Below are 21,020 nucleotides of genomic sequence, written 5' to 3'. Positions count from 1 at the left end.
CTGCTGTTCCTGGACGAGCCCACGACCGGCTTCGACCCCGAGGCCCGGCGGGCCGCCTGGGACATGATCAAGGGCCTGCGCAGCCTCGGGCGGACCATCATCCTCACGACGCACTACATGGAGGAGGCCGAGCACCTGGCCGACCGGGTGGCGCTGCTGATGGACGGGCAGATCGTGGCCTGCGCCCCGCCTTCGCAACTCCTGGGGAGCGAGAGGTCCACCGTTCGCTTCCGGTTGCCGGCCGGCGCCGGCCGGGCCGAGCTGCCGGCGCTCGTGGCGGCGACGGTCGAGATCGACGGGGACGTCGCGGTTGTGAACACGGAGCGCCCCACTGCGCTGCTGGCCGAGCTGACCGGCTGGGCGTCGCAGCGGGGGATCGAACTGGCGGACCTGACCGTGAGCCCACCGAGCCTGGAGGACGCCTACCTTCAACTCATCGGGACCGACGGGGACCCCGACGATGCGGGCTAGCCGCGTCGCCGCCGAGACCGCGACCGCCGGCGCCTGGCCATCCTGGGGTCGCCTGGTCTGGACGAGCATGCGCAGCCAGAACCGAACGTTCTGGCGCAACCCCGTGGCGTCCTTCTTCACCCTCGGGCTGCCCCTGATCATGCTGGTGCTGTTCGGCTCGCTGTTCACTTGGGACGTAGACGTGGGTTTCGGCACGGTCCCGGCGGCGCAGTTCTACACGCCCGCCCTGGCGGCCTTCACGGCGGCCAACGCGGCGCTGGCCAACGTGGGCATCACGCTCGCCTTCCAGCGCCAGTTCGGGCTGCTGAAGCGGGTCAGGGGCACACCGCTGCCACCGTCCGCGTTCCTGGGCGGCACGGTCGCCTCGTCGGTCTGGATCGCCCTCCTCGGGACCCTCATCATGATGCTGGTGGGCGTGCTGTTCTTCGACGTCGGCGCCGCCGCGGCGAAGATCCCCGCGGCGGTCGTCGCCTTCGTCGTGGGCACGGTCGCCTTCGCCGGACTCGGCTTGGCGCTGGCCGCGCTGGCGCCGAGCGGCAACGGCGCCCCGGCGATCGCCAACGCCGTGATCCTGCCGATGGCGTTCGTGTCCAACATTTTCGTGCCCGCCGAGGACCCGCCCGCCTGGCTGCGGATCCTGGGCGACGTGCTGCCGCTCAAGCATTTCGGCAACTCGTTCTCGGCGGCCTTCCACCCGGCGGTGCCGGCACCCGCCTGGCGGGGCGTCGATCTGGCCGTCCTGGCCGCCTGGGGGGTCGCCGGCGCGCTGGCGGCCTGGCGCTTCTTCGACTGGATGCCTCGCATGCCCCGTGCTCGCCGTTCCGCAGCGGCGGAGTAGCCCGCTCCCGTCTCACCTGCGCCCGGTGGCGTCGCGAGCGTCGTCATTCCGGCGGAGGCCGGAATCCGCGAGGAACGCGATGCTGTCGTCACCTCCGGTCAGGTCGCGAGCGTCGTCATTCCGGCGGAGGCCGGAATCCATCGCCGGGCGTGCGCGCCTGCGCCTGCCGGCGCACCGGACGGCCGGCTCTCAGAGGTCGCTCAGCAGCTTGAACGCTTCGGCCGTTGCCAGACCCGCCGGCGCGCCCGCCTCGGCCAGCTCACGGTGGATGCGTTGCCGGAACGCGCCGCGCTGGGTCCCGTCGTCGCCGGCTTCGATCCCCATGGTCGATTCGAACTGGCTCTCGTGGGCCTCGAGGGCGGCGATCTTGGCGTCGGCCCAACCGTCGGCGTCCTCGTAGTGGTCGGGCTCGTCGGCCTCGAACAGCAGCAGGTGCTCGGGCCGGTGCGCCGGCAGGTTCTGCTCAGCGAAGAAGTGCGGGTCGCGGGCGGCCACGACGGCCTCGGTGACCAGCAGGCCCGCCTGGCGGTGATCCGGATGGATCCGGTAGCGCTTCCACGGGTCGTGCCCCAGCACGACCGCGGGGCGCAACCGGCGGATCCACGAGGCCAGCAGGGCCCGAGCGCCCAGGTCGGCCTGCAACTCGCCGTCGGTGTAGCCGAGGAACACCACCTCGCCGCTGGCGCCGAGCCGCCGAGCCGCCTCGCGCTGCTCGTCCTGGCGCCGCACCACCAGCCTGGCCGCGTCGGTCTGCGGATCCCACGATCCCTTCGATCCGTCGGTGCAGACCGCCAGATGCACGACGCAGCCCGCCGCGGCCCAGCGGGCCAGCGTGGCGCCGCAGCCGAACTCGGTGTCGTCCGGATGCGCCGACACCGACAGGGTGCTGGACGGCGTGGGCAGGTTGAGGCTCACGCCGTGCCCCCGGTGCCTGCTGCGAGCGGATCTGCTACGAGCCCCTCGTCCCCAGCGGGTGCGTGCCCGATCCGGGAGGCGGCCACGGCGGCCTCCCGCAGATCCGCCGGCAGTCGCCAGAGATCCTCGGGCACGTCCACGTCCCATGTCAACTCGGGGTCGCGGCGCACGCGCAGAGGCAGCCCGAGGCGACGGACCTCGGCGCAGTGCCGGCGGAACGAGCCCGCGCCGTAGGAGAAGCCGAAGCCCGCCCCGGTGGGCACGCACAGCACGTTCGTGCCGTCGGCGCGCCGATCCGGCACGGCGGTCACGCCGCCCGCGCCGGTCAGGTGAGCGAAGCCGCGGGCCCTCGGCAGGTCGCCGTGTGCCACCACGACCTCGCCGACGCCTCGCCCCGCCAGGACGGCGACCCCGCGGGTGACCGCGCCGTTCAGGCCCGTCCCGGGGCACCACACCACCTCTGCCCCCGCGGCCTCGGCCCAGGCTGCCACCTCGGGATCGTCGCATACCACCGCCACGGGCAGGGGTGCCGCCACCCGGACGACGTGGCCGGCCATGCGGCGCGCCAAGTCAACGCGTTCGGCTCCCGAGAGGACCGACCCCAGGCGAACTTTGGCCTGATGGAAGGCCTTGACGGGCACGAGCACAGCCGCCTCGTCCACCGGCGCGAGTCTAGTGAGGCGCCCCGGGAGGTCCCGTGCCCGGAGTCCCTCTCCGGCGACGGGATCAGCTGGATGTGACCGCATTCTCCCAGGAGTGCGCCGAGCGATCAGCGGGAAACGCGGACTAGGCCGCTGAACAGTGGGTTCCGGCCTCCGCCGGAACGACGAATCAAGCCTGCCGCAGCATCATTCGGGGTTCTCGTAGGCTCGAATGTCCACGGAAGGATCGACGCAATGCTCGGAGAATCCCCCTCCCGCAGCGGCCAGGCCTCGGCCGGCCCTTGGCGATCATCCGAGCGGGGGCGGCCGTCTCCCAACGCCCCGCCGCTGGCGGGCGTGCGAGTCCTCGACCTGGCGACGGCACTGGCCGCGCCGCTGGCGGCGGGCATCCTCGCCGAGCAGGGGGCGGACGTCATCAAGATCGAGCCGCCCGGCGGCGGGGACATCCTCCGTCACGTCGGGCCGGCCGTCGGGGGGATCTCCGGCATCTACCAGATGACCAACCGCGCCAAGCGGGCCGCCACGGTGGACATCACCACCGCCGAAGGCCGGGTCATCGCGCTCGAACTCGCCGCCGGTGCCGACATCGTCTTCTGCAACTTCCGGCCCGGCGTCGCCGAGCGCCTCGGCGTGTCCTACGAGCACCTGCGCGCGGTCAACTCCGACGTGATCGTGGTGGCGGTGACCGGTTTCGGGCCGACCGGGCCGTATGCCGACCGTCCCGCCTACGACGGGATCATCCAGGCGGCATCGGGAATCGCAGCCCTCGAGGCGGACGTCGAGACGGGCGAGCCGCACAGCCTGCGGCACACCGTCTCGGACAAGCTCACCGCCCTGCACGCGGTGCAGGCGGCGACCGCGGCGCTGCTGGCGCGGGACCGGGGCGCCGGTGGCCAGCTGGTGGAGGTCGCCATGCTGGAGGTGTCGGCCGCCTTCCTGTGGATCGACGCCGCGGGCCGGGAGACCTTGCTCGACTACGACGGCCCGCAGCGCTCCGACCCGGCCGCGCACGTCAAGCCGCTGGCCTGCGCCGACGGGTGGATGTACATCGTGGCGCTGAGCGACGACCAGTACGCCGGACTCTGCGGGGCGCTCGACGTGGCGGTGGACCAGCGGTTGGCGACGATGGCCGGGCGCCATCAGAACCGGGGCCTGGCACGTGACGTCTGGCGGGAGATCCGCGCCCGCCTGGCGGCCCTGCCCACCGCGGAGGCGTGTGCCCGCCTGGAGGCCCACGACGTGCCGCACAGTCCCGCCGTCGAGGTCCGCGACCTGCCCGAGCACCCGCAGCTGTCCCACCGGGAGTTCTTCTGCGACAGCGTCCACCCGGCGGCGGGGCGGCTGCGCCAGACGAGGCCGCCGGTGCGATTCTCCGGTACGCCGCCCGAGTGGGAGCCCCACGGCCCCGAACCCGGTCGTGACACCGACGAGATCATCGCCGGGCTGCGCGGCCCGGACGCCGTTGCGGCGCTGCGCGCCGCCGGTGTGATCTCCTGAGGCTCGCCGCCCCGGCGGTTTCGCCGCGGGCAGGCGCGGACGGTACTGTCACGCCGGTGCAGCGCGTGACGGTGGTGGGTGCCGGCTCGTGGGGAACCACGATGGCCTCACTCGTCTCGGCCAATGCACCGGTTCGGCTCTGGTGCAGGCGCCGCGAGCTGGCCACCGAGATCAACGCCCGGCACACCAACGAGCAGTACCTGCCGGGCTTCGCTCTGGAGCCGTCGCTGGAGGCCGACTGTGATCTGGGCGCAGCGCTGGCCGGCGCCGCGATGGTGGCGATGGCCGTGCCCTCGCACGTGTTCCGCAGTGTGCTGGCGGAGGTCGTGCCGCACCTGGGGCCCGGCGTGCCGGTCATCAGCCTGAGCAAGGGGCTGGAGCAGGGCTCGCACCGCCGCATGTCGGAGATCGTCGAGGAACTGGCGCCGGGGCACCCGGTGGGTGTCCTGACCGGTCCCAATCTGGCTCGGGAGGTTCTGGCCGGCTCGCCGGCTGCCGCCGTGCTGGCGATGGGTGACGTGGCCGCCGCGGAGCGGCTCGTCCCGAGCTTCGCCCGCGAGCACTTCCGGGTGTACGTGGGCCACGACGTGGTGGGCTGCGAACTGGGGGGTGCGTTGAAGAACGTGGTGGCGCTGGCCGTGGGCATGGCCGAGGGGCTTGGACTGGCGGACAACAGCCGGGCTGCTCTCATCACCCGCGGTCTCGCCGAACTCACCCGCCTGGGTGTCGCCATGGGTGGCGAACCGGCCACGTTCGCCGGCCTCGCCGGGCTGGGGGACCTGCTGGCGACGTGCCTCAGCCCCCAGAGCCGCAATCACTACGTGGGCGTGGAACTGGGGCGGGGAAGGACGTTGCGCGAGATAACCGACGCCATGCAGCAGGTGGCGGAGGGCCCGAAGACGGCTCGGGTGGTCCTGGAGCTGGCCGCCGAGCACCGCCTGGAGATGCCGATCACCGCCGAGTTGTGCGCGGTGCTCGACGGCGGCCGGGACCCTCAGGTGGCCTACCGGAACCTGCTGGGACGGAGTCTGCGTCCCGAGCCCGAACGCGCCGGGTAGGAGCCGGGGTGCGCCGCCGGAGCGGCGAGCTCGGGAGCGCCTGGACGGTGCTGGCTGCCGCCGGGTCTCCGGGGGCTCTGGCGGTCGATGGCGCCGGCCGGCTCGCCACCGGCCGGGTCGGCTGGTCGCTCGACTGGGAGGTACACGCCGGCGAGCAACGCTGCACCCCTCGTGGCGCCGCGAGCTGCCGCCAGCGCGCCGCCGGCGCCGAGGGCGCCGCGCCGGTGGCTCTGGAGACCGTGGTGCGAGCGGGCGACGGCGATGTCTCCCAGTTGGCCTACGTGGCGGTGGCGGCGGATGCGACCGCCGGCGCGCTCGGCGTGCTGGAGGTGCGCAACCGCACCTCCGCCCCGGTGGCTGTGACGCTCGTTTTGCGGCCCGGTGATCACTGGCGCCCCGACGGGCTCTGGTGCGTGGAGATCGACGCTGCCGGTGTGCTCGCGAACGGCGCGAGGGCCCTGTGGTGGGAGCGTCCGCCGGCCGCGGCGCGGCTGCTCGAGGACGTGACGGCCCCCACCGGGCCGCGGGGCTCACCGCCGGTGGTCGGCGGAAGCAACGGCCTCCTCCAGCGGGTGCGCAGCCGTCGCGGGCAAGCCGCCGCCGAACTCACCTGGTCGGTCACGCACGGCGGCACGCTGCGGGTCGTGCTGCCGCTGCAAGCCGCCGACACCGTGGCGCCCGAGCCGGCGGTGGTGCCGACACTCGCCCAGGTGGGGCGGGGCTGGGACCTGCACACCGCGGGGGGATTGCGGGTCGCCGGGCTGCGGGACGGGCGCATCGAGACGCTGGTGACGACCGCCATCCGCCGGCTGCTCGCCATCGATGTCGGGGCGGATGCCGGTGACGGCCCCGACGGGCGGCTCTCGCCGGCGGAGCGTGCGCTGGTGGGCACCGCGCTGGCGGTGGCAGGATTCCCGCAGCGCGCCGCGGAGGTCGTCCCGGTGCGGGCGGGCCGGAACCCCTCCGGGGTCTCCCGGATGGCCCGCCGGGAAGCGGCGCGGGTCACCGCTCCGTTCGGCGCCATGCCCGAAGCCGCCGAGGCGATGGCGGCCGACGCCGGTCCCGGCGGCGGTTGGGTCGGCGACCGGGGTGGGGACGACCCCGCGTTGCGGGCCGCCTTCCTGCTCGCCGTGCGGGACACGCTCGTCTCCGAGCAGGGCGGCCGCCTTGACCTCTTGGCAGGCGCCGGTGCCGACCTCGCCGGCTCGCGGCCGCCTATCGAGGTGCATCGGCTCGCGACCGGCTGCGGGGTCCTGTCGTTCGCGGTGCGCTGGCACGACGAGTCGCCTGCGCTGCTCTGGGAGTTGGTGCCGCCGGACAGCCGGCTCGAGTCCTGGGCGGCCGTCCTCGCCGGCGACGGCGAGACGGGACTGGCCGCGCCGGTGCCGTTGCGGATCACCGCGTCCGCTCTGGCGGCTGGTTGGTGCACGCGCGAGCTTGCCGGCGAGGCGCTGCTGCGCCGCTGAGCCGGCCCGCCTGCGAGGCATCGGACGCCGCCTCCCGCCGCGGCACAGCGCGGGCGATGATGTGCCGCCCTTCGGTCCGGCGCGGTCATCACCTCGGAGCGGGAATGCCGAGCGACTCGCTGGAGTTCCGCTGGATGGCGGGTTCCGGCCCCGGATCGAGTCCGGGGCAGGCTCTGCGCCGGAACGACGAGCCGGGTGAGCCGCGGCAATGGCCGGCCGTCTCCCCGGCACGCGGGGTGACCGAATCGAGTCCCGCACGCGCCTACAGTCGCCCCGTGAGTGGAACCCTGCCGGTCGTTTCCGGTCGGCCCGTCCTCGCGGGAGCCGGCTGAGACCGATGCGCCCGCAGGCGCCCGCCGGCGCCGCCTCCTCGGAGACCGCACACGCCGTGCCGCGGCGGCCCGATCTCGCACGCGAGCGGGAGCTGTGGGAGGCCGGTGCAGAGGTCGTGGCGGGGCTCGACGAGGTCGGCCGGGGCGCTTGGGCGGGTCCGCTCGTTGTCGCCGCGGCGGCGCTGCGTGCCGACGATGGGCACGGGGGCGCTCTCGGGGAGGTCCGGGACTCCAAGCAGTTGAGTCCGGCGCGTCGCCGGGAACTGTTCGAATCGGTGGCGGCGGCGTGTGTCGGCTGGGCGGTGGGATCCGCCAGCGCCGCCGAATGCGACGAGCTGGGAATGTCGGCGGCCCAGCGGCTGGCAGCAAGGCGCGCCCTGGCCGGACTGGAGATCCATCCGGACGCCCTGCTGCTGGACGGGCGGTGGGACTTCGTCTCAGAACCAACCGGCGCCCCGAACGGCGACGGAGGATTCGAGGGACCGGTGCGCACCGTCGTGGGTGGCGACGCCCGCTGCGTCTCGCTGGCGGCGGCATCGATCCTCGCCAAGGTCTGGCGCGACGGCCTGATGGTGCAGCAGGCGGCGCGCTACCCGGCCTACGACTTCGATCGGAACAAGGGCTATCCGTGCCCGCGGCACCGCGCCGCGCTGGCCGCCTGGGGGCCCTCGGCCATCCATCGACGATCGTGGGCGTTCATGGAACACCTCCCTTGCGGTGCGCCGGCGGGCGAGGGTGCGGCGACCCAACCCCGTCTGTTGGAGCACCGCTAGCATCCTTTGCCGTGGGACAGCCCGTCACCGTCGTCGAGCGACCGTCGTCGCGCCCCGGCGTGGTGCGCTTCGAGATCAACCGCTCACTCACGGGAATGGGTCACGAGTACTACGACGGGCCCCCGCCGGCGACGCGCACCCGGCCCCCCGACGAGTTGGCCCGGCGCCTGTTCGCCAGCGGACGCATCGACGGCATCCACATCAACTCCAACGTCATCACCCTCGACATGAGCAAGGGTGCCGACACCGCAGGGTTGCGACAGGTCATCGAGGATCTCTTCATCCACTACCGCCCCGGCGTGGCGGTGCCCACCGCCGCGGACCTGACAGGCGCCTAGCCGACCTTCGGGCCCCCGGGCCCTCGCCACGACCCGACGACTCCCTCGGCAGTTCGTGCCGCGACAGTCCGTCCAGTTAGGCGAGCGCCGAACTCTTAGAGCATTTCGGCCACTTATCTTGCGATATGGCCGGAATAGTCCCAACCGCGGCCACATCGTGCCGACGCGTCGCCGAGGACCGTGCCCCGCCCCACGACACCTCGCCCCTTCGAACGCCCCGACTGGTGGGGGAGCGGCTCGTCGTTTGAGGTGACGTTCGGTGGCGTGGCGGACAACCTGGCAATACTGATGTTATGATGTAGCGTCATGCGTACACAGATTGCGCTCGACGCAGAACAGCACGCGCTCGTCAGGCACAAGGCCGCCGAGTTGGGCATCAGCATGGCCGAGTACATCCGCCGTCTCGTCGAGCGCGACCTGAAACAGGCAGGCCCTCGGGCCGAGATCTCAGACATCTTCGGCATCGGGGACTCTGGGGGCAGCGACATCGCCGTCGACCGCAAGGGGGCGACGGCCGAGGCGATCGCCGCCCGAGCTGCGAGGCCGTGAGCGTCTTCGTCGACACGTCAGCTTGGTACGCGGCAGCCGACGTGAGCGACGTCCATCACCGTCGGGCCGTCGAGCGGCTCAGCGAGTTCTCCGGCGACCTGCTGACGAGCGACCATGTGCTCGTCGAGACGTGGTTCCTGGCCACCAACCGGCTCGGTGCCGGGGTCGCCGAGACGCTGCTCAACGCGATCCGCGCCGGGCGGGCCCGCGTCGAAGTCGCCGGGGTCGCCGACTTGGAGGTGGCCGCGCAGATTCACGATGCGTTCGCGGACCAGGAGTTCTCGATCGTGGATCGTACGAGTTGGTCGATCATGCAGCGCCTCGGCGTGCACGAGGCGATCTCGTTCGACCGGGACTACCTGATCTACCGGTTCGGCCGCGACCGCCGCCAAGCCTTCACCGTTCACACATAGCGCATCGAATCGCCGCTGATGTCGCCGATCGCTGGCCGGGAGTGAGCCGCTGTGGCCCAACGGCTCCGCTGGGTCGATCTCTTCAGGCGGCGTGATCGGCGCGCTGATGACGTTGCCCTCGTGTCGCTGGCTATGATTGCACTGCAATCATCCCCACGCTCTCAGGCTGGGCCGGGAAGACAGGACGCGGCGATGGCGAGCATCACGATCCGCAATCTCGATGACGACGTGAAGGCTCGCCTGCGGGTGCGTGCCGCCGGTCGTGGACACTCGATGGAGGAGGAGGCGCGCCGGATCCTGCGTGAGGCCGTCGAGTCCGATGGCGGCCCCACGAATCTCGTGACCGCGGTTCGCGATCGCTTCGCGCCCCTCGGCGGAGTCGAGTTGGAGATTCCGGCGAGGCAGCCGATGAGAGACCCGCCTCGCCTCGACTGAGCCGGCCGGTGATCCTTCTCGATACGAACGTCGTCTCCGAGTTGATGCGCCCGGCACCGTCGCCGGCTGTGGTGTCCTGGGTCACTCGGCGCGACGCTACGACCCTCTTCTTCTCGGCGGTGGCCGAGGCCGAGTTGCGTCTCGGTGTGGCGATCATGCACCCCGGCAGGAGACGGGACGAGATCGAAGCGGCCACCGAGGCAATGCTGCGCGAGGACTTCGCCGGCCGCATCCTGCCGTTCGACAGCGCCGCGGCCCACGCCTACGCGGCGATCGCCGCCGCTCGCCGCGCCGCGGGCCGACCCGTCGCAACAGCGGACATGCAGATCGCCGCGATCGCCCGCTCGCAGGACATGGCGGTGGCGACGCGGAACACCAGGGACTTCACCGGTACAGGTGTAGATCTCACCAACCCGTGGACTGACGACTGAGCCAACCGAGGCAACACCGAGACCGCTCCCTCGCGGCTCAGATCCGAAGAACCCACTTGCGGAGGGATGCCGCATGATGCGGTGGTTCCTCCGACTCCGCGTCGGATGACGCTCGGCGGCCGTCGCTCAAGTCGGCGAACTCGGTGGAGCGGACGCCAGTCTGCCTCCTCCGCTGCCGCCGCTCCCGATACCGCTCCAACCGGTGCTGCCTTGGACGGCGCGCAACATTGCGTCACCCCGAAACGGCTCATCCAGCGACTCGTTGACATGGCCGCGGACGGTCACGAGCGTTACACGCCGCGGCGGCAGGGTCGCCCGATCGGTGTGTTGTACTTCGATCCCCCGGAGGCCGCCGCCCAATGCCCGGATTTGCTCGGACACATCGTGTTGGCAGGCAACGTGCGCTCGGGGTGGAGCAGGCCGAAGGCGAAACGATCGCGCATCGGCTCGAAGTGGCGCAGATTGTTGGTGACAACGGGCAACTGGTGCACGAGCGCAGTCGCGGCGATCCACATGTCGCACTCATCGACCTGCTCCCTGAAGGCGGCCTTGATGTCGCCGTAGGCGCGGGCGACGGCGTAGGTTCCCGGGATCACGGTGTAGCGCTTCAGGATGGTCTCCAAGCTTCGGATCTTCTGGTCGCCCCAGCCCGCCTTCACCGCACCGAAGTACAACTCCCCGACGGTCGCGAACGAGACTGCCAGCAGCCTGTCTCGGAGGATGGGGATGAAGGCCGTCCCCTTCGGCCGTTGCCACGCGACGTAGGAGGACACATCGGTGTCCACGAGCAGTCCCTCGGAGTTCACAGTTCACAGGCCCAGCGCCCTGATGAACGCCGCGGCCTCCTCGTCGCTGATTGATTCGTCTTGGAGCGCCGCAACGTCGTGGACGACGTCGACGCCTTGTTCTTCAGCCAACTCGGCAAGCGACCGTGTGGTCCAGAAGTCGCTGATCTCCGGGCCGAGCGCGAGCCGCTGAGGCTGAATGACTTCGATCGACTCGACCGAGACGAGAGCCGCCGTCTCGTCGGTACAGGAGATCTGGCCTCCGAGGCGCGAGTTCTCCCGAAGCGCCTCCTTGATCTCTGCTGCCTGCTCGTGATCGAAGCGCAGGCGCACGGCGTCGCCGACCGCTGTTCGCAGATGACCTGTGCACTTCTCGAAGTCGGCCTCGTATAGGACTCCGGTCAGGTCGCCGGCCCTGTCGCCTGTTGAGCGCTGCTGCGCCGCGGCCGCGAGCCGCGTTCGCGCGGGCGCGTCGAGAACAGCCGCCGCTGTTGGGTCTGATGGGAGCGCGCACGCGAGCTCGTCGTAACGTTCGCCGATGCTCAGTTCCTCGGCCAATCGACTCCACGCAGCGGTTGTCTCGGGAAACTTGGCCTCCGAGCCCGCAAGAACGGCGAGGGCCGTGCGGACCGCGGACTCCCCGAGCGGCGCATCGGCCAACTCAAGCTGGGGCTCGTCGGCCGGCGCGTCGGGGACTTCGACCTCGACGACCAGACTTCCCTCAGAAACGGAACTCAGTCTCAGCTTCGTCGCCTCAGCGATTGACCGCGGGAGCGGCCCCGCCTTGCCGGGTGCCCGACCGGCTAGCTGAGACGCGGTACGGCCTACGACTCGATCCACGCCGTTGAGCAGGCGCGCGACGTCCGAGACATACACGTTGCCCCACTGTGCATTGTCTCCGCAGAGCCGAAGAACGAGTCGAGTACCCATGGCGGCGTCCTCTCGCGTGACAGCGGACCTGTCGTCAGTCGGGCATTCCAGGCGGCCTAAGCGTATTGCGCCAGTTCACCCCCAGGGCGCGACACTCAGGCCGGGGGTTTGCGCTGGTCCGGAGTCGGTTGGGGGAGGTCGGCGGCGGAGATCAGGGGGTTGGCGAGGATCTCGTCGAGGAGGGCGGCGGCCCCGGCGGTGACCTCGACGGTGTGTTCGAGGATGGCGAGGAGGCGGAGGAGCTCGTCGGTCTCCCTCCAGCGGGTGGGGCGGATTTCGTCGAGGGGGCTGGACTTTCGGCCCTTGCGGGTCTTCATGCGGTAGCCGAGCCAAGAGCTGACGACCTTCAGGCCGGAGACCTCGAAGTTCCAGATCTCGGGGCTGACGGGTCCGAAGGTGCCGGTGCCGACCGTGAGGGTCTCGGTGTCGGGGTCGTAGCCGAACTTCTCCGGCATGCCTCCGACGGGGGTGGTCTGCTGGGCTCGCCCGGGCGGGAGACGGGTCTGGCCGGGTGGGGCGAAGCGCTCACCCCAGGTGTGCCACCAGAGAAGGTCGCGGCCCAGTTCCACCGCGCGCTGGAACAGGTTCGGTTCGGCGGTGATCGGCAGGTGGATCGGGCCGGCCGCCTCGGACAACTCGTCCTCGAATCGCTCGGTGAAGGCGGCAGTGCCGGCGAGGGCGTACACGTAGGCGAGAAGATCCTCAGGTGAGACCTCGGCGCCCAGGCGGTCACCGACGGCGGCGAGCAGGCCCTCGGCGATGTTCGGTGCCCGCCCGCTGCGGTCGCGGTAGAGCGGCATGATGTCCTTCGCTCCGTAGGAGCCCCGGAAGCAGTGGAGGTCGGGAACGTAGGGCGTGACGGTCAGCGCCGGGCCTCGCCCGATCTTGGTGGACGTCAGGCTCGTGAGGAAGACCTGCCTCGGACCCCGTGCCGCCCAAAGGCCAGGACCTGGACGATCAGCCACCCGGTGATCGGCAATGATCCAGTGGCGATCGAAGCTTCTGTATCCGTACCGGTCGAATCCTTCGGGAGCATCACCGATATCGAGTTCCTGGATCGGTCGGAGACTGTCCTCGGATGGCAGCAGAGGCTTGGGGGCGTCGTGCATCTTCTTGCCGGTGTTGGTCTCGACGAACAGCTCACACCGACTGCGCGGCACCGCCCTGACGAGGCGTTCCCAACGGCTCGCAAGGAGGGCACGACTCTCTGCAATCGGCCAAGTACGACCCAGCTTGCAGCCCGAGCGGATCCAAGGGAACAGGTCGGTGACCTGGGGCCAGTCGTAGTACGCAGTGTCGCTTCGGGGCGTGAGCCCGTCGAGGCCCGTGCCTGGGACCTCCTCGGACAGGTCGTCGAGTCCGATTCCGCCCAGCCTCGCGAGTTTGTCGGCTCGGGAGCCCGTGATCCGCAGGTAGCGGACGGTGCAATCGCCAACCGTTCCCTCGTCGCGAGCGTTGTCGTTGGCCGCCGGGCTGGCGTCCGCGTTCGACGTTCCCCCTCGACCGCCGGTAGCCGCGCCGGCGGTCTGAGCACGGGCCGCGGAGCCAGCGGCCGGGGCGGGCGAGTCCGGTGGGCCGCCGGAGGTGCTGCGGTCGGACTCGCGGGTCGCTGCTTCGTCCCTGCCGATGCGGGCGTCATGAAGCTCATCGGTAGGGCCGGTGCCGTTGCGTACGCCGATGGCGACGGCCACTGGCGTGCGGATGTCGAAGACGTTCTCCTCGGTCTGCGCGCCGCGGCCCTCGCCTCCGAGGTCGACGATCCACAGTTCGTCGAAAGCGACCCGCAGCAGGGCGCGCACACCTCCCATAGAGACGCCGTCGAGGTACGACGAGGCGGTGATGAAGGCGACCACGCCGGGGGCCGGGGGCAGTTCGGTGGCCTGCCAGACGGCCCATCGCCAGAAGTAGACGTAGTCGTTGTAGACGTTCTTCAGGTGGTGGCCCACGCCGGCGGCGCGCATCGGCTCAGTGATGTCGTCGAGCAGTGCTGGCAGCGGGGCGCCACGCCGGGGAGCACGGGTCGTCGAGACGCCGGGTGAGCGGCCGAGGCCACGCGGCGCGACGCCCGGAGCCCCGTAGCGGACCACGCCGCCCTTGCGCCTCCCGGTGTCGCCGACGTCGCGCTGCTCGCGGTCATAGGGCGGGTTGCCGATTACGACGGTGAAGCGCTCGGACTCCTTCAGTTCGGCGGCTCGTTCGCCCTCGGCGGCTATCGGGTCGGCCATGGCGGCGAACTGCTGCTGGGTGGCGCGGTGGTCGAGGGTGTCGGTCAGGAGTATCTGCGCGGGCGCGTCGCTGGCGTCTGCGCTGTGGAACTCGAGAGCCACCTTCAGATGGGCGATGGCGTAAGGGGCCAGCATGTTCTCGAAGGCATGCATCGACGGCAGCACATGGTCGCGCAGATGGTTCGGCCAGTCGCTGCCCAGCGAAGCCTCGGCAGAACCGGCACGCCTCGAACCAGGAGCGAGCGCAGGCGGGGCGGTGCTGGTCGCCGGCGCCGTCGCTGGTGAGTCCTCAGCGCGTGCCGAAATGGGACTGGTCGCAGGGCTGCCTTGCGCGCCGGTGGCGTCAGCGCCGTCGCCGAAGCTTGCTTGGGCGCGGTGCAGCCATTCGACGAGGAAGGTGCCGGTGCCGGTGGCGGGGTCGATCATCGAGACGAACGGCTTGTCGGGGTCGACGCCTTCGGGCACCGCGAAGCCGTTGCGGCCGGCCACCTCCGCCCAGGTGGCGGCGTCCGCGATGCCCAGCGGCAGGCCGAAACGTGTGCGCAGGACCTCGTCGACCAGGCGGACCATGAACTCCACGACCGGCTGGGGGGTGTAGAAGGCGCCGGCGTCGGCGCGCATCTTGGCGTCGTAGCGTTTCAGGAACTCCTCGTAGAAGTGGATGACGGGGTCGCCGCCCTTGGCGGTGGCGCCGAACTGGTCCAAGATGGCCTCCACGTTCGTCTCCCGCAGGTCGGCCACGAGTTGCGGGAGGCCGCTGCCGGGTATGTCGAGCGCGACGGCCTGGTCGTGGATCTGCTCGAAGAACGCCTCCAGGAACGGGTTCGCCAGCGGCACCGACGAGAAGACCGGCGACGAACCGAAGCCCTCCGGGTCGGTCACCCGGCTGCTGAGCACGCCGTAGGTGAGCGTCTGGGCGCACATGTCGGCGAAACGAGCGCTGTCGACGTCGCTGACGAGTTGGGTGCGGACCTCACCCAGCAACGTCGAGAACGGCCCCTCGCCCGCCTCGGCGTCGAGTGCCTCGGCGATCTGGCTCCGCAGGTCACTGGCAGTGGACGCCATGCGTTCGGCCAGCCGGGCTGCGTCGCGGATCGCCTGGCCTGCCGGCAGCTTGAACGCTTGGCGCCAGCCAGCGCGCCACGACTCCACGTCGCGGTCGTCGTCGGGCCAGTCAAGCCACGGCAGCAGATCCTCCGCGAGGCGGCGTAGATGGCCGGGTGGCGAGTCGGGCCGCCACGTCAGCGGCCGGAATTCCGCGGTGGCCGGGCTGTCGCCTTCGAAGGCGATGAAGTGGAGCTCCACCGTGCCCGCCGGGCCCGTCATGACGATGAACAGCAGGTCGGCCAGATCCCACGATGGCCGGCCCCTGCCGTCGGCGGATCGCTTCTTGGTGACCAGCGCGCGCAGGATGTGTCGCACCTGGGTTATCGGCAGCCTCGTCCCCGTGAATTCCAGGAAGAACACGCCCCACGGCTGGTCCGCGGTGACGGGCCGCATCTGGCGCAGCTGCCTGAGGTTGCCGAGCGCCTCGACCGGAATGCCCAACTCTTGCGGATCCCAGTCGTAGGTCAGTGACTCGAGGTCCTCCACTTCGAGGGCGTCGGCCCCCAGTGGCCAACCCCGCTCGTCCATCAAGTACCAGAGCACCTGTTTGAACATGCGGATCCGGCGAAGCGTCTCGACCCTGTCGGGGCGTTCTGTGCTCACTGGTTAAGCTCCATCCAGCACAGCAGTTTGGGCTCTGGCGCGTCCATGGGCGCGTTGACCATTTTCAGGTAGGTGTTGCGAATGTGGCCGAGGACCATGTCGCGAACCTCCTTGAGGGTCGCGGCGCTCATCGTGCACCGCCGCGGCGTGTTCGGCTTGGAGCGGATGCCGGCGACGATGCCGGCGGCGTCTGCGGGCGACTCCATGACGGTGTCGTTGTCGAGGTCGTAGAGGTACCAGCGGGTCGGTCCGGCCTCGAGGGTGAAGGCGCCGCGGTCGGCGTCGAGGGCGGGCAGGGAGTAGCAGAAGAACACGCCGCGGGCACCGGCGGCGGGGCGGCGGCGGCCGGAGAACACCGCCCCGGGCAAGCCGTCGAGGCGCGCCGCCAGCTCCGGGTCGGCTCTCAGCAGCGCCTGATACTCCAGGTGCATCTCCTCGATCGAGGTCTTCGCGCCCTCGTAGGTGGCGTTGAACTCCCGCAGCGGGTCGTAGTCGTCGTCGGGGCGCAGCAGCTTGCGGCCCTCGATGCCGAGCGTGCGGGAGATCAGAAGCGTCTTGCCGGCGACTCGCTCGTAGAGCTTCAGGATGTCCTCGAGGTCGTCGGGGGGGAGGAAGTTCCAGTAGCGGGTCGTGCCGCGGTCGCCGGCGACTTCGGGATGGTCGGCGGTGAGGCGCTGCTCGACGGCAGCGTTGAGGCGGCGGTCGACGCGTCCGATGCGCTGCATCAACCGCACCGGGTTCCAGTGCAGGTCGTAGTTGATGAGCCGGGTGGCGTCCTGCAGGTTGAGGCCCTCCGAGAGAACGTCGGTCGAGATCAGCACCCGGATCTCGGTGTCGCCGCGCGCCGCCAGGTCAGCCGAACTGCTGCCGTTGTAGTAGGGAGAGAACCGCCGGATCACCTCGGCCCGGTTCACGGTCGAACCGCCGTCGATGCGGGCGACGCCGTCGATGCCGGCGTCGCGCAGATGCGATTCGACGTAGCGGGCGGTGTCGGCGAACTCGGTGAAGACCAGCACCTTGCGGGCGGCCAGATCCTTGGTGCGCAGGAGGCGAACCAGCTTGCGGAGCTTGTCGTCCCGGGCGGGCTCGAGCCGGCGGACCACGTCGATGAACCGCACGATTCCGTCGAGGTCGGCGAAGGTCTTCTCGAGGATCGCCGGCACGTCGTAGTCGCCGCGGGGGAGGTGTGCGACCGCCTCCAGCAGCTCGGGGGGCACGACGTCCTCCTCGGCGTCCTCGTCGGCGTCGCCCTGGGCGGGCTCGTCGAGGATCTCCCCCAGCGGCAGCTGCTGCTCGGGCCGGTAGCCGACCAACTCGGCGTTGGCCCGCAGCCAAGCCTCGAAGCGGCCCCGCTCGGCGTCGGTCTCGCTGTGGGCCTTCGCGAACGCCAGCAGCTTGCGCAGCAGCAGGTCGAGCGACGCCTGGAAGGCGTAGGCGGAACTCTCGAACCGCTTCAGGAACAGGGTTCGGATGAGGCCCACCACTTGGCGCTGGCGGTTCTCCTCGATTGGATTGATGCTGCCGTCGGGGCCGGTGTAGTGCGCCAGCGGGTAGTAGACGGCGAGGGAGAACAGCGGGTCCTTCTTCTCGAAAGCCTCCCTGAACATGTCCAGCAGCTCACCGTAGGAGGCCCGGATGGAGTACTCGGCCACCTGCGGCGGCCTACGCTCGGGGAACGCCGTGTCCGCGCCCCCCTCGGCGGTCTGGCTGGCGCGGGCGTAGGCGCGGCTGCGCTGCACCACGAGCGACGAGAACACCTCGTCTGCGGCCAGCGCCTCGGCCGCCTCGGTGGTGAGCCCCTCGTCCAGCGACTCCGACAGGCGGCGCTCCATGTTGTTGAAGTGCGCCGTCAGGTTGTTGACGCCCAGGCGGCGGGCGAAATAGGCCTCGTCGCCGCGGGTGAACAGCTCGGCCATGTGCCGGAAGTCGGCCAAGCGATTGTTCACGGGCGTGGCCGTCAGCAGGAAGACCAACTTGGGGCGCGTCTCGCTGGCGAGCAGGTCGAACAGGCGCCAGTAGCGCGAGCGTCGGTCCCGCTCGTCGTCGCCGCGGCCGCCGGGGCCTTCGCCGCTTGCAGCGAGACCGGCCGGGCCTCCGGGGCCGGGGGCGTCACCGCGGCTGCCGCGGTTGCGGAAGTGATGCGCCTCGTCGACGATGACGGCGTCGGCCAACTCGGCGATCCGCGCGAACCGCTCGGGGAAGGCGCCGCCGCGGTGCAGGTCGGTGTGACTGAGGACGGTGAGGTTGGAGAAGTCGGCGCTGCCGCCCACACCGCCGATGTGACCCAGCCAGTCCCGCAGGTGCGGCTCCCAGACGCCCTCCCGCGCCGCCTTCGGGGCGAACAGCACCACCCGGCGGTTCTCGTGCAGCACCAGACGCTCGATCAGCATCAGCCCCACGAACGTCTTCCCGAGCCCCACGCCGTCGCACAGGAACGCCCCGCCGTGGCTCTGGGCGATCTTCATCAACGACCAGTACGCCTCCTTCTGGTACCGGTCGAGCTGGCCGAACATCCGCGACCGCGACTCGTCCCACTCCCCGGCGGTGAGTTCCCGGCCACCGAAGTACTCGTGCAGAGCCTTGGCGTACACGTCGAACGGCGAGTACGCCGCGGTGTGGCGGGCGATGGTGCGCAACACGTCGTCGCTGACGTCGGTGGCCTCCGCCCAATGCGCATCGAACCAGTCCTGAAGCTGTGACACCTCCCGGCCGCTGCGGATCTGGATGTTCAACTCCACGTTCCGGGTCAGTCCCGCCGGGGTGAGGTTGCTGGAACCGACCAACGCCTGCGCCCCGATCACGTCGAAGCGCGCATGCGTGATGTAGGCCTTGGCGTGGAACTTGTCCCGGCGGTAGACCCGGCACTCGATCCGCCCCTCGGCGATCGCCTCGATGATCGCCTCGACACCCTCCAGCAGCGGGTTCGGACCCTTCTCGTCCTCCAGGCTGTCGTCCAGCCGGCCGACCCGGCGCCGCAGCGCATCCTTGAACGCGTCACGCGTGCGCAGCGACACCTCGTCGCCCATCAGGATCCGCACCTTGTCGAGCTGCTGCCACTTCCCGTCCAACGCCAGCAGCGCCCCGATCTCGAAGAACCCAGTGGCGATGTCGAACGACCGCGCCACGTCGGTCCATTGGCGCAGATACTCCAGCGCCGTCCAGCCGGAGATGCTGTTGTCGACGATGAACAGATCGCCGCCGCCCGGACCGCTCACACCACGAACCGTACTGTCGCGCTGAGACACCGCAGGTGAGGCCGTAGGCTGTGGGGGAGCGCCGGGACGATCGAGGAGGCCTCACGATGCCCGAACGCCTCACCGAGCCGCTGATCCGCGACCGCGGCGGTGACCTGCGGCCCGCGAGCTGGTCGGAGGCTCTCGCCTGTGCCGCCGAGGGCCTGCAGCGGTCGGTCGGCCGCCACGGTGCGCAGAGCTTCGGCGCGTTCAGCTGCTCCAAGGCCACGAACGAGCTGAACTACGCCCTGCAGCGCTTCGCCCGGACGGTCATCGGCTCGAACAACATCGACAGCTGCAACCGCACTTGACATGCCCCCAGCGTCGTCGGTCTGACGACGGTCTTCGGAGTCGGGGGAGGGACGAGCTCGTATGAGGAACTCGAGCACACCGACCTGATCCTGCTCTGGGGCTCCAATGCCCGCGCTGCCCACCCGATCATGTTCCACCGCATGCTGGCCGGCCGGAACAACGGCGCCAAGCTGGTGGTCGTAGACCCGCGGCGCAGCGCCTCGGCGAGCTTCGCCGACCTGTGGCTGGGCGTGAACGTGGGGTCCGACATCGCCCTGGCGAACGCCATGGCCGCCGAGATCATCGCCGCCGGGCTGCACAACGAGTACTTCATCGGCCATGCCACGACCGGCTTCGAGGACTACGCCGCCACCGTGGCCCCCTACACCCCCGAGCGGGCCGCGTCGATCACGGGCCTGCCCGCCGAGGCGATCGTCGAGCTGGCCCACCTCTACGCCACGGCCGAGCGCGCCCAGCTCTGCTGGACACTCGGCATCACCGAGCACCACAACGCCGCCGACAACGTGTTCGCGCTCATTGATCTGGCGCTGCTGTGCGGCCACGTGGGGCGCTACGGCTCCGGCCTGGCGCCGCTGCGGGGCCAGAACAACGTCCAGGGCGGCGGCGACATGGGTGCGCTGCCGAACCGCCTGCCCGGCTTCTGTGACCTCAGCGACGAGGCCGGGCGGCGCCGCTTCGAGGAGGCCTGGGGCGCCCCGGTGCCGCCGCAGCCCGGCTGGCACCTCTCGGAGATGTTCGAGGCCATGGCGGACCGGCGATTGCGCTCGCTGTACGTGGTCGGCGAGAACCCCGCCGACTCCGAGGCCGACGTGGCGCACGCCCGGCGCGTGCTCGCCGACCTGGAGTTCCTCGTGGTGCAGGACATCTTCCTGACCGCCACGGCGCAGCTGGCCGACGTGGTGCTGCCCGCCGCGGCCAGCTTCGCCGAGACCACCGGCACCGTGACCTCCAGCGAGCGGCGCGTGCAGCTCGTGCGGGCCGCCGTGGCGCCCCCCGGCGAGGCGCGCGACGACCTGGCGATCACCTTCGCCCTGGCCCGCGAGCTGGGCCACGACTGGGGCGAGCCCGACGCGGAGGCGGTCTGGGACGAGCTGCGCTCGCTCTCGAGCTACCACGCCGGGATGACCTACCGGCGGCTCGAGGCGCTGGGCGGCATTCGCTGGCCGTGCCCCGACGAGGAGCACCCGGGGTCGCAGTTCCTGCACGGGCGGCTCTGGGCCGATCCCCTCGAAGGGCCGCGGGTGCCGTTCGTGCCGGTGCAGTGGGAGGCGCCGCTGGACACCCTCGACGAGGCGTTCCCCATCCGGCTGACGACGGGGCGGCGCCTGGACTCGTTCAACACGGGGGTCCAGTCGGGATCGTTCGCCTCGCCGCTGCGCCGCCGGGAGGAGCTGGACCTCTGCGCCGCCGACGCCCGCCGCCTGGGGATCGCCGAGGGCGAGGTGGTGCGGGTGGTGTCCCGGCGCGGCGCCGTGGAGGCCCCGGTGCGCTTCGACCCCGATCTGGTCGAGGGCCTGGCGTTCCTGACCTTCCACTTCCCCGACCAAGTAGACACGAACCTGCTCGTGCCCGACGACTGGGATCCTCTCTCGGGGACCGCGGGCTTCAAGGCCACGGCGGTGCGCGTCGAGCCTCTCGCCGGCTGAC

Annotated in this window: 18 protein-coding genes; 12 read left to right on the top strand and 6 right to left on the bottom strand. The window is 71.0% G+C overall.

Annotation, left to right across the window (positions count from 1 at the left end; all coding sequences use genetic code 11):
- The coding region (locus OXG55_12395) for an ABC transporter ATP-binding protein (GenBank protein ID MCY4104036.1) at nt 1-471 on the top strand (471 nt) is incomplete at its 5' end.
- Complete coding sequence (locus OXG55_12390) at nt 461-1,309, top strand: ABC transporter permease (GenBank protein MCY4104035.1); 849 nt, start codon at nt 461-463, stop codon at nt 1,307-1,309. The genes OXG55_12395 and OXG55_12390, both read left to right, overlap by 11 nt.
- Before the next feature lie 189 nt (nt 1,310-1,498).
- Here the strand turns inward: OXG55_12390 and OXG55_12385 are convergent, their stop codons facing one another.
- Together OXG55_12385 and cofC are read right to left on the bottom strand one after the other, a co-directional pair.
- Complete coding sequence (locus OXG55_12385) at nt 1,499-2,224, bottom strand: PIG-L family deacetylase (protein MCY4104034.1); 726 nt, start codon at nt 2,222-2,224, stop codon at nt 1,499-1,501.
- Entirely contained in the window at nt 2,221-2,886 is a 666-nt protein-coding gene (gene cofC, locus OXG55_12380; protein ID MCY4104033.1) for a 2-phospho-L-lactate guanylyltransferase, read from the bottom strand. The genes OXG55_12385 and cofC overlap by 4 nt, the downstream gene beginning before the upstream one ends.
- Nucleotides 2,887-3,120: 234 nt before the next feature.
- On the opposite strand from cofC, the gene OXG55_12375 reads away from it, so the two are divergent.
- The 9 genes from OXG55_12375 to OXG55_12335 all read left to right on the top strand — a co-directional run bounded on the left by OXG55_12375 (nt 3,121) and on the right by OXG55_12335 (nt 10,178).
- Nucleotides 3,121-4,383, top strand: a complete 1,263-nt coding sequence (locus OXG55_12375; protein MCY4104032.1) for a CaiB/BaiF CoA-transferase family protein — start codon at nt 3,121-3,123, stop codon at nt 4,381-4,383.
- 56 nt (nt 4,384-4,439) lie between these two features.
- The gene (locus OXG55_12370) at nt 4,440-5,441 is read left to right on the top strand and encodes an NAD(P)-dependent glycerol-3-phosphate dehydrogenase (GenBank protein ID MCY4104031.1); all 1,002 of its coding nucleotides are present in this window, start codon (nt 4,440-4,442) and stop codon (nt 5,439-5,441) included.
- An 8-nt stretch (nt 5,442-5,449) separates the two neighbouring features.
- Complete coding sequence (locus OXG55_12365; GenBank protein ID MCY4104030.1) at nt 5,450-6,907, top strand: hypothetical protein; 1,458 nt, start codon at nt 5,450-5,452, stop codon at nt 6,905-6,907.
- Between the two features lie 337 nt (nt 6,908-7,244).
- Nucleotides 7,245-8,012 (top strand): ribonuclease HII, encoded by a 768-nt coding sequence (locus tag OXG55_12360; GenBank protein ID MCY4104029.1) that lies wholly within the window; start codon nt 7,245-7,247, stop codon nt 8,010-8,012.
- 11 nt (nt 8,013-8,023) lie between these two features.
- Nucleotides 8,024-8,350 carry a hypothetical protein gene (locus tag OXG55_12355; protein ID MCY4104028.1) on the top strand — a complete coding sequence of 109 codons (327 nt, stop codon included), beginning with the start codon at nt 8,024-8,026 and terminating at the stop codon, nt 8,348-8,350.
- A gap of 306 nt (nt 8,351-8,656) precedes the next feature.
- Nucleotides 8,657-8,899 carry a ribbon-helix-helix domain-containing protein gene (locus tag OXG55_12350; GenBank protein ID MCY4104027.1) on the top strand — a complete coding sequence of 81 codons (243 nt, stop codon included), beginning with the start codon at nt 8,657-8,659 and terminating at the stop codon, nt 8,897-8,899.
- Nucleotides 8,896-9,312: a PIN domain-containing protein gene (locus tag OXG55_12345; GenBank protein ID MCY4104026.1), complete on the top strand. Its 417-nt coding sequence runs from the start codon at nt 8,896-8,898 to the stop codon at nt 9,310-9,312. Before OXG55_12350 ends, OXG55_12345 begins: the two co-directional genes overlap by 4 nt.
- Before the next feature lie 192 nt (nt 9,313-9,504).
- Nucleotides 9,505-9,747, top strand: a complete 243-nt coding sequence (locus OXG55_12340; protein ID MCY4104025.1) for a plasmid stabilization protein — start codon at nt 9,505-9,507, stop codon at nt 9,745-9,747.
- An 8-nt stretch (nt 9,748-9,755) separates the two neighbouring features.
- The gene (locus OXG55_12335) at nt 9,756-10,178 is read left to right on the top strand and encodes a type II toxin-antitoxin system VapC family toxin (protein ID MCY4104024.1); all 423 of its coding nucleotides are present in this window, start codon (nt 9,756-9,758) and stop codon (nt 10,176-10,178) included.
- Between the two features lie 290 nt (nt 10,179-10,468).
- Here OXG55_12335 and OXG55_12330 read toward each other — a convergent pair whose 3' ends face one another.
- The 4 genes from OXG55_12330 to OXG55_12315 all read right to left on the bottom strand — a co-directional run bounded on the left by OXG55_12330 (nt 10,469) and on the right by OXG55_12315 (nt 19,043).
- Entirely contained in the window at nt 10,469-10,984 is a 516-nt protein-coding gene (locus tag OXG55_12330; GenBank protein MCY4104023.1) for a PIN domain-containing protein, read from the bottom strand.
- Between the two features lie 3 nt (nt 10,985-10,987).
- A complete protein-coding gene (locus OXG55_12325) occupies nt 10,988-11,521 on the bottom strand; it encodes a hypothetical protein (protein ID MCY4104022.1) in 534 nt (177 codons plus the stop codon).
- A 467-nt stretch (nt 11,522-11,988) separates the two neighbouring features.
- Nucleotides 11,989-15,828 carry an N-6 DNA methylase gene (locus OXG55_12320; GenBank protein MCY4104021.1) on the bottom strand — a complete coding sequence of 1,280 codons (3,840 nt, stop codon included), beginning with the start codon at nt 15,826-15,828 and terminating at the stop codon, nt 11,989-11,991.
- Complete coding sequence (locus OXG55_12315; GenBank protein ID MCY4104020.1) at nt 15,825-19,043, bottom strand: helicase-related protein; 3,219 nt, start codon at nt 19,041-19,043, stop codon at nt 15,825-15,827. Before OXG55_12315 ends, OXG55_12320 begins: the two co-directional genes overlap by 4 nt.
- A gap of 86 nt (nt 19,044-19,129) precedes the next feature.
- Here OXG55_12315 and OXG55_12310 point away from each other — a divergent pair, with 86 nt between their 5' ends.
- On the top strand, nt 19,130-21,019 hold the full coding sequence (locus tag OXG55_12310; GenBank protein MCY4104019.1) for a molybdopterin-dependent oxidoreductase: 1,890 nt from the start codon (nt 19,130-19,132) through the stop codon (nt 21,017-21,019).
- Nucleotide 21,020: the final 1 nt, after the last annotated feature.

This window comes from bacterium (genome assembly GCA_026708055.1).
Lineage (GTDB): Bacteria > Actinomycetota > Acidimicrobiia > Acidimicrobiales > CATQHL01 > VXNF01.
The sequence above is the reverse complement of the archived record's forward strand: the minus strand, read 5'-3'. Positions and strand labels throughout refer to the sequence as shown.

Excerpts from the sequence above, each read along its gene's own strand:
- OXG55_12390 (MCY4104035.1), top strand. The coding sequence starts at position 461 with ATGCGGGCTAGCCGCGTCGCCGCCGAGACCGCGACCGCCGGCGCCTGG.
- OXG55_12375 (MCY4104032.1), top strand. The coding sequence starts at position 3,121 with ATGCTCGGAGAATCCCCCTCCCGCAGCGGCCAGGCCTCGGCCGGCCCT.
- OXG55_12360 (MCY4104029.1), top strand. The coding sequence starts at position 7,245 with ATGCGCCCGCAGGCGCCCGCCGGCGCCGCCTCCTCGGAGACCGCACAC.
- OXG55_12350 (MCY4104027.1), top strand. The coding sequence starts at position 8,657 with ATGCGTACACAGATTGCGCTCGACGCAGAACAGCACGCGCTCGTCAGG.
- OXG55_12340 (MCY4104025.1), top strand. The coding sequence starts at position 9,505 with ATGGCGAGCATCACGATCCGCAATCTCGATGACGACGTGAAGGCTCGC.